Here is an 8,397-nt window from a genome sequence, read left to right as displayed (position 1 = left end):
GCCGAGCGCGCCGGGCGGCGCGGACTCGGCGGGCGGGCCGACCGGCGGCGGGACCGGGGCCCCGGGCGCGCCCGGCAGGCCCGCCAGTCCGGGCAGGCCGTCGGGCGAGGCCAGCATGGTGGCGGCGTGCTCGACCCCCGGTCCGGCGGGCGGCGGGACGGGCGTCCCCGGGGCGGGCGTACCGGGGCCGCCGGGCGCGCCCGGCAGACCGGCGAGACCGGGCAGACCGTCCGGCGGCGCCAGCAGCGTCGGCGCGGGCTCCACCATCGGCGGAAGCGACGGCGGCACCGGCGTCCCCGGACCACCCGGACCCGGACCACCCGGCGCACCCGGCGCACCCGGCAGACCGGCGAGACCGGGCAGACCGTCCGGCGGCGCCAGCAGCGTCGGCGCGGGCTCCACCATCGGCGGAAGCGACGGCGGCACCGGAGTCCCCGGCACCGGCGTCCCCGGACCACCCGGACCCGGACCACCCGGCGCACCCGGCAGACCCGCGAGGCCCGGCCGGGCGCCCTCGGGCAGCAGCATGGTGGCCGCCTCGGAACCGGCCCGCGGCGGCTCGCCGGACAGCCCGGCGCCGTTGGTGCGCAGCCCGTCGGGCAGCAGGACGGTCGCCGCCTCGACGCCCGCGCCGTACGCGGGCGGACCGGCCGGCTCCTCGTGGCCGGGCGGCGGGGCGAGCATGGTCGGCGCGTCCCCGGCGGGACGCTCGGAGACCGGCGGTGTGGTCAGCACGGCGGGCCCGGGCGTGTCGGCGCGCCCGAACCGGACCCCCGCGGCCGGCGGCCCGGCGGGTGCCGGATCGAGCGGCGGGGCGGGCGGGGCCGCCGGCGGGGCGAACGGGACGGCCGGCTCGGCCGGAGCGGCGGGTTCGGCGTCGGCCGCCGGCATCCCGGCCACCGGCACACCCGAGGCCGGCGTCCCGGCGGCCGCCGGTGCGCCCAGCCGCTCCGCCTCGGCGGCGAGCGCCGCCTCCCCGGCCTCCTGCAGCCACTGCGGCGGGCTCAGCAGGAAGGACGTCGCCTCCACCGGGCCCGGCGCGGGCCGGGCCGCCCCGGCCGGGTTGGCCGCGACCGGCCGCCCGTACGTCTCCTCGTACTGCCGGACCACCTCGTTGACAGGCAGCGCGGGCCAGAGGGTGCTCGCGCCGGAGTCCCGGGCGATCACCAACCGGGCCTCACCCTCGGCCTCGGTCCCGCCCTCGGCGGACTGCACCGCCCAGCAGACGAAGCCCAGGTCGAACTCCCGGACCCGCACCTCGCGCTGCAGCTCCCGGGACACCCCGCCGTTGATCCACTCCTCGGCGAGCTCCTGCGCCTGCGCGTACGTCACCACGCCCGGTTCACCCCTGTCCCCATCGTCCCCGCTCGTTCCACACCGTCGACGACCGGCCGGTCCGTCTCCCGGCCCGTCCTGCGCTCCACCGCGAACGCCACGTCAGCCCACCGGAACGGCCCGGGCGAACCCGCCGTTCACCATCAGCTCGGCGACCGTCTCCAGCTCCGGCGGGCTCCCGGCCAGCCGCAGCAGGAAGGCGTCGAAGTCGTCCCCGCAGGGCAGCAGCAGCCGCTCGACCCGCTCCTCGGGGGACTCCGGGGCGCCGGTGTCGCGGGCGTCGTCGTAGAGGCAGAGCCAGACCGAACCGATCCGGTCGCCGCGCACCTTCAGCGCCAGGATGCCGCCCTGGGCGTAGGCGATGCCCAGGTAGTCCTTGGTGAAGTGGTCCCGAAGGCACTTGTTGGCGTAGACGACGTCCTCGGTGCCGTACTCCTCGGTGAGGGTCAGGAACGGCTGGTCGACCAGCAGCCCGAAGTCCGGGTCGAGCGCCACCCCGGCGGGGACGCGGCCGCCGCCGAGCTTGAGGAAGGTCCGGTAGGCGCCGGGCAACCGGTACCCCAACCGCTGCTCGGCCCGCTGCACGAGGTCCTCGGGGACGCCGATCGGGTCGCTGCCGTCCAGGGCGAGCGGGAAGTGCACCGCCCGCTTCTCCTGCAACGGGCGGGTGCCGCGCCGGCTGTGGTCGGCGGAGGAGGTGGCCAGTCCGCCGTGGTGCCGCAGCAGCGCCTTGACCTCGACCGGGACGAGCTCCATCCGCCGCCAGCCGGGCGCGGCCCGGCCGACCACGTGGTGCCAGGTCCAGCCGGGCGGGGTGGCGACGGCGGTGTCCAGGTCGGCCCACAGCGGGTGGCCCTGGGTGAACAGCGCGGCGTTGGCCGAGACGTAGTCGGTCAGCCGCAGCTCGTCGACGCCGAAACCGGCCGGCGGGTCGGCGACCTCGGCCGCCGCGGCGGCGTACGGGCCGAAGTCCGGGTGGCCGTGCTCGTCCACCCTGACCCCGGCGGGGTGCCGCTCGGCGCGGACCGGATCCGGGAACTGCACCACCTGACCTGCGTACGCCGCGTTCGGTGCGGCGGCGACGCCGGGCCGACCTGTCGTCATCTGGGAGCCCCCACTGGCTGCTGCAAAATCTCGGTGCGCTTGTTGGGAACCAGCGTAGGGGGTACGCCTGCGGCCCGGCCCCCCGCCCGGTGGGACCGGCCCCGGACCGGCACCGACCGGACACGGGACGGCCACCGGCAGGGCACGGGGCGGCCACCGGCGGGGCGGGAAAACGGGCGGGGGTCGGCGGCTCAGGCCGCCAGTGCCTTGGCCAGCGCCTCCACCACCCGCTCCTGCTGCGCGGCGGTGATCTGCGGGAACAGCGGCAGGGTCAGCAGCTCCGCCGCCGCCCGCTCGGCGACCGGGAACGCCCCCTCGCCGTGGCCGAGGTACCGGAAGGCCGGCTGCAGGTGGACCGGCACCGGGTAGTGCACGCCCGCCCCGATCCCGGCCGCGTTCAGCGCCGCGAGCAGCGCGTCCCGGCGCGCACCGCCCGCACCGACCCGGACCGCGTACAGGTGCCAGACGTGCTCGTTGCCGGGCGCGGTGCGCGGCGGGATGATGCCGTCCAGACCGGCCAGCAGCCCGTCGTAGCGGGCGGCGGCGGCCCGGCGGGCCTCGTTCCAGGCGGGCAGCCGGCGCAGCTTGGCGCGCAGCACGACGGCCTGGAGCGCGTCCATCCGGGAGTTGAAGCCGAACCGCTCGTGGACGTACTTGCGGGCCGAGCCGTGGTCCCCGATCAGCCGGACGGCGGCGGCCAGGTCGTCGTCGTCGGTCACCACGGCCCCCGCGTCGCCGTAGGCGCCGAGGTTCTTGCCGGGGTAGAAGCTGGTGGCGGAGATCCGGCCGTGGCGGGCGCGGCCGTCCTGCCGGGCGCCCTGGGACTGCGCGGCGTCCTCCACCACCGGACGGTCGCCGGCCAGGTCGAGCAGTGCGGCCATCGGGGCGAGCTGGCCGTTGAGGTGGACCGGCAGCAGCGCGACCGCGTCCGCCAGCACCTCGGCGACCCGGGCCGGGTCGATCAGCAGGTGGTCGGGGTCGGCGTCGACCAGGACCGGGCGCAGACCGGCCCGCCGGACGGCCTCCGCGGTGGCGACGAAGGTGTTGGCGGGCAGCACCACGCCGCCGCCGGGCGGCAGGTCCAGGGCGCGCAGGGCCAGTTCGAGGGCGTCGGTGCCGTTGGCCGCGCCGACGCAGTGCCGGGCGTCGGAGAAGGCCGCGTACTCCTCCTCGAAGCCGGCCACCTCCGGCCCCTTGATGTAGCCGCCGCTCGCGAGCACCCGGTCGAAGCCGGCCCTGACCTCCGCCTCGATCTCGGCGTGCGCGGCGGCGAGGTCGACGAGCGGGACGGGCTGGTCGGTGGTCATCCTGTGGTCTCCCTGGGCCGGTCGGAACCTGTCTGTACGGAACCTGCGAGCAGCGGAACGGACGGACGAGCAGAGGAACGGACGGACGGAGGAACAGAGGAGCAGAGTGCTCAGCCGAGCGCGGACCGCAGGGCGGCCACCACCCGGTCCTGCTGCTCCTCGGTCAGCGCGTGGTGCAGCGGCAGGATCAGCGAACGCCGGGTGAGCAGCTCGGTGGCGGGCAGCGGGACCCGGGCCGTCCCCTTGTACGGGGCCTCCAGATGGGCGGCCATGATGCCGCGCCGGGCGGAGACGCCGGCCTCGGCGAGCCGGACCAGCAGCTCGGCCCGGTCGGGGGCGCCGTCCGGCGGCAGCACCCAGCAGGACTGGTAGTTGGTGGTACCGTGCGGCGGGTCGTCGACCAGCCGCACGCCGGTGCCGGCGAGCAGCTCCCGGTAGCGGGCGGCGAGTTCGCGCCGGCGGGCGACCATGGCGGGCAGCTTGCGCAGCTGCACCAGGCCGATGGCGGCCTGGATGTCGGTCATCCGGTAGTTGAAGCCGATCTCGTCGTAGGTCTCCAGCACGCTCGCACCGCCGGCCCCCGCGTGCCGGTCGGCCGCCGAGACGCTCATCCCGTGCTCGCGCAGCCGTCGCAGCCGGGCCGCGAGTTCGCCGTCCCGGCAGGTGACCATGCCGCCCTCGCCGGTGGTGAGCAGCTTGCGCGGGTGGAAGGAGTACGCGGCGAGTTCGGCGCCCGCGCCGACGGGGCGGCCCCGGTACACGGAACCGGCCCCGCAGGCGGCGTCCTCGACGACGGTGACGCCGTGCGGCCCGACGGCGGCCCGGATGCCGTCCAGGTCGACCGGCACCCCGCCCTGGTCGACCGCGATCACCGCCCTGGTCCGCCCGGTGAGCAGCGGTTCGACGGTGGCGGCGGTGAGGTTGCCGGTGGCCGGGTCGACGTCCGCGAACACCGGTACCGCGCCCGCGTAGGTGACGGCGTTGGCGGTGGCGACGAAGGAGAGCGAGGGGACGACCACCTCGTCCCCCGGGCCGACGCCCGCGCCGATCAGCGCCAGGTGCAGCGCGGTGGTGCAGGAGGAGACCGCGACGGCGTGCTCGACGCCGAGGTGCTCGGCGAAGGCCCGCTCGAAGGCGGCGACCCGGGGGCCCTGGGCCACCCAGCCGGAGCGGACCGCCTCGGCGGCGGCCTCGGCCTCCTCCTCGCCGAGCCAGGGGATCATGACGGGGATGCTGGACACAGGCGTGCTCCGAACGTGGCGCGGACGTGATCGGTGGACGGGTCGCCCGGCCGGGCACGGACACCCGGCCGGGCGCGGACGCGAGCAGGCGGCAAACGCGAGCAGGGAGCGGGCCCCCGACGGGTGCGGGCCCGCGGCGGGACCGGAACGGCTACTGCTCGCGCCACCAGGCGACCAGTCGGCGCAGACCCTCGTCGAGGCCCAGTTCGGGCTTCCAGCCGAGGTCGCGCTCGGCGGCGCCGATGTCCGCGAGCCGCCGCACCACGCCGCCGGCCGTCCCCCGGGCCGGGCCGTGCTCGACGTCCAGGTCGGTCCGGTCCATGGCGGTGAGCAGGGCGTCGGCCAGGCCCCGCAGCGAGACCTCGCTGGCGCTGGCGATGTTGTAGACCCGGTCGGTGACGGGCGCGGCGGCGGCCAGCAGGTTGGCCCGGGCGATGTCCTCGGTGTAGACGAAGTCCATCGTCTGGGTCCCGTCGCCGAAGATCAGCGGCGGCTGTCCGGCGGCGATCCGCTCCATCCAGCGGATGAACACCTCGGTGTAGCGGCCGTGCACGTCCATCCGGGGCCCGTACACGTTGAAGTAGCGCAGCGCGACGTAGTCCAGGCCGGACATGGCGTGGAAGGAGCGCAGCAGGCCCTCGTTGAAGACCTTGGCCGCCCCGTACAGGGTGTCGTTGTTGTACGGGTGGTGGTTCTCGGGCGTCGGGAAGACCTCGGCGAGGCCGTAGACGGAGGCGGTGGACGAGGCGATCACCTTGCCGACGCCGACCTCGGCGGCGGCCTCGACCACGTCGAAGGTGCCGTCCACCATGATCTCCAGGGCGAGCCGGGGCTCGGTGGCGCACTGGGTGATCCGGATCGCGGCCAGGTGGAAGAGCAGGTCGGTGCCCGGGTCGAGGAGTTCGCGCAGCAGGGCCCGGTCGCGGATGTCGCCGTCCACCACCCGCAGCTGCCCGGGGGCGGCGATCTCGCGGGCGTAGGCGAGGTTGGCCTGCCGGCCCCGGACGAAGTTGTCGAGCACGACCACCTCGCGGGCGCCGCCCTCGATCAGCTGGTCCACCACGGTGGAGCCGATGGTGCCGGCCCCGCCGGTCACCAGGCAGCGGGAGCCCTCGATCTGTACAGCGTTCACCGCGTGGCGGCCCTTTCCTGAGCTTCGGACATGGCGGACGTGCCGGGCCGGTCGTGCCCGGCGGACGGTTCGTGGCCGGCGGACCGGTCGTGCCCGGCGGACAGCCCGCGCGACTCGGACAGCTCACCCGGCTCGGACAGCTCGTGCGGCTCGGACAGCTCGGAGTCGAGGCCGACACCCACCGGGACGGTGGCGCCGCCGAGTTCGAGGCTGAGCGAGGCCGCCTCCAGCAGCTGGAGCACCCGCAGCCCGGACCCGCCGTCGGTGAGCGGGGCCCGGCCCTCGGTGATGGCGGCGGCGAACTCGGCCATCACATTGCGCAGCGCCTCCTGCTCGACCAGGGCGGGGGCGACCATGGAGCCGACCCGGTAGGAGATCAGGGCCTGGTGGCGGATCGCGTCGGTCAGTTCGTCCGGCGGGGTGAGGTCCACGCCCCGGTCGTGGACCGCCAGCCGGGCCTGCGGGTTGAGGTCGTCCCAGACCAGGGTGCGCCGCGAGCCGCCGATCATGGTGGTGCGGACCTTGGTCGGCGAGAGCCAGTTGACGTGGCAGTGCGCCAGCGCGCCGTTGCTCAGCCGGACGGTCAGGTAGGCGACGCAGGCCCGGCCGGCGCCGATCGGGTCGGCGCCCTGGGCGGAGACGCCGACCGGCTCCACGCCCGGCGGCAGGACGAAGTCCAGGATCGACAGATCGTGCGGGGCGAGGTCCCAGAGCACGTCGACGTCCGGCTGGACCAGCCCGAGGTTGATCCGCACCGAGTCGAAGAACTGGACGTCGCCGATCTCCCCGCCGTGCACGAGCTCGCGGATCCGGCGCACCACCGGGGTGTAGCAGAAGGTGTGGTCGCACATCAGCACCAGCCCGCGCTCCTCGGCGAGCGCCACCAGTTCGGCGGCCTCCGCGGCGGAGGTGGTGATCGGCTTCTCCACCAGGACGTGCTTGCCGGCCTCCAGCGCCGCCCTGACCAGCCGGTAGTGCGCGGCGGCCGGAGTGGCGACCGCGACCGCGGCGACCCGCTCGTCGGCCAGTACCTCCTCGAAGGAGGTGGTGGACCGGACGGTGCTGTACTCGCCGAGCACCCGGCGGGACTTCGCCGGGTCCAGGTCGCAGAGCCAGTGCAGGCGCAGCGCCGGCGTCTGCTGCGCGTTGCGGACCAGGTTCGGGCCCCAGTAGCCGGCCCCGACCACCGCGATCCCGATCCGGTGCTCCGGTGCGGGCTGCGGCGGCGCGCCGGGTGTGGGTACGTGCTCGCCGGGCGCCTCGTTGGCGGTTTCCGTGTCAGTCATCGCAAGACCCCCCTTGCTGTGTGGAGCCGGGCGCCGGCCCACGGGCGCACGGCCCGGGCCCCCCAGCCCCCTCCGACCACAACGACCATGGCAGGCAAAGGAGTTGCCACTTCCACCGGCGACCCCGACCGGACCGCCCGTCCCCTCGGCCCGCCTGCTGGAACGCTACCGGCCGCCACAGTCGCCCGGGGGCGGATTCGGGAAACCCGGGGACGAGTCGTGACGATGCCGTGCGGATCCGGCCAACGTCGCGTGACCGTCCACCGCCGGGCCCCCCGGACCGGGTCCGACCGGCCGTGCCCCGCACCCCGGTTGTGCGGTTGTCAGTGTCGTTTGACAGGCTGACCCCTGTCGGCCCCTGCACCACGCGGAGGGCGAGCGGGAGAACGTACGGGAACGCCGGCGGGAAGACGAGGAGGAGAACGACGCCATGAGCACGGGGCAACCGGCCGGACCGCCACTACTGCGCCACCACCGCGACAGCCTGCTGCCCGCCGTCGCCGCCGCGCTGTCGCTGAAGGGCGGCGAGGTGCACACCCTGGCCGGCGCCAAGTCGGACCGCAGCCCCGCCCTGCACCCGCTGGTCGGCGAGTTCCTCGGCGCGCTGCCGCTGGAGCAGCGCGAGCGCTTCACCGGGCGCTGCCCCGAGGCAGTGCTGCTCTCCCAGTACCTGGCCGCGGTGGACGGCCGGCGCTCCAAGCGCGCGGCCCGCAAGCCGATGAGCCTGCACGAGGCCCGCAAGGCGCTCAAGGGCGCCCGGCTGACCACGGTCCGGATCCGCGAGGAGCACGATCCGGCCCACGGCACCCACGCTCCGCCGTGCCGCTCCTGCGCACCGCTGCTGGAGCACTTCACCGTCCAGAGCGTCGCGGTCGGCCCGGCCGCCGCCGGCTGACCCGCCGGCCGCCGCGCCCGGCCCGCGCCGACCGACTGACCCGCCGACCGTCCCCCGTCCCCGAACCACCGGAGCCCGTCCTGAATCCGCCCAGCCC

7 protein-coding genes are annotated in these 8,397 nt (G+C 76.0%); 1 reads left to right on the top strand and 6 read right to left on the bottom strand.

Annotated features, from left to right (window positions below):
* The 6 genes from ADK60_RS44870 to ADK60_RS18090 form a co-directional block, all read right to left on the bottom strand.
* A partial coding sequence (locus tag ADK60_RS44870) for an SUKH-4 family immunity protein (RefSeq protein WP_502687430.1) occupies positions 1 to 1,332 on the bottom strand: 1,332 nt, incomplete at its 3' end.
* A gap of 105 nt (positions 1,333 to 1,437) precedes the next feature.
* The gene (locus ADK60_RS18110; RefSeq protein ID WP_045944483.1) at positions 1,438 to 2,439 is read right to left on the bottom strand and encodes an HNH endonuclease; all 1,002 of its coding nucleotides are present in this window, start codon (positions 2,437 to 2,439) and stop codon (positions 1,438 to 1,440) included.
* A gap of 191 nt (positions 2,440 to 2,630) precedes the next feature.
* Positions 2,631 to 3,746 (bottom strand): DegT/DnrJ/EryC1/StrS family aminotransferase, encoded by a 1,116-nt coding sequence (locus ADK60_RS18105; RefSeq protein WP_053647259.1) that lies wholly within the window; start codon positions 3,744 to 3,746, stop codon positions 2,631 to 2,633.
* A gap of 110 nt (positions 3,747 to 3,856) precedes the next feature.
* Positions 3,857 to 4,969 carry a DegT/DnrJ/EryC1/StrS family aminotransferase gene (locus ADK60_RS18100; RefSeq protein WP_045944488.1) on the bottom strand — a complete coding sequence of 371 codons (1,113 nt, stop codon included), beginning with the start codon at positions 4,967 to 4,969 and terminating at the stop codon, positions 3,857 to 3,859.
* Between the two features lie 169 nt (positions 4,970 to 5,138).
* On the bottom strand, positions 5,139 to 6,119 hold the full coding sequence (locus ADK60_RS18095; RefSeq protein WP_045944485.1) for an NAD-dependent epimerase/dehydratase family protein: 981 nt from the start codon (positions 6,117 to 6,119) through the stop codon (positions 5,139 to 5,141).
* Positions 6,116 to 7,405 (bottom strand): Gfo/Idh/MocA family protein, encoded by a 1,290-nt coding sequence (locus ADK60_RS18090; protein ID WP_079008472.1) that lies wholly within the window; start codon positions 7,403 to 7,405, stop codon positions 6,116 to 6,118. The genes ADK60_RS18095 and ADK60_RS18090 overlap by 4 nt, the downstream gene beginning before the upstream one ends.
* A gap of 430 nt (positions 7,406 to 7,835) precedes the next feature.
* Between ADK60_RS18090 and ADK60_RS18085 the strand changes: the two genes are divergently transcribed.
* Complete coding sequence (locus ADK60_RS18085; protein ID WP_053647257.1) at positions 7,836 to 8,300, top strand: YwqJ-related putative deaminase; 465 nt, start codon at positions 7,836 to 7,838, stop codon at positions 8,298 to 8,300.
* Positions 8,301 to 8,397 lie beyond the last annotated feature (97 nt).

It is taken from the genome of Streptomyces sp. XY431, from assembly GCF_001279805.1.
In the GTDB taxonomy this organism is placed as follows: domain Bacteria; phylum Actinomycetota; class Actinomycetes; order Streptomycetales; family Streptomycetaceae; genus Kitasatospora; species Kitasatospora purpeofusca.
Note: the sequence above shows the minus strand (reverse complement) of the source record. Positions and strands in the feature narration are given on the sequence as shown.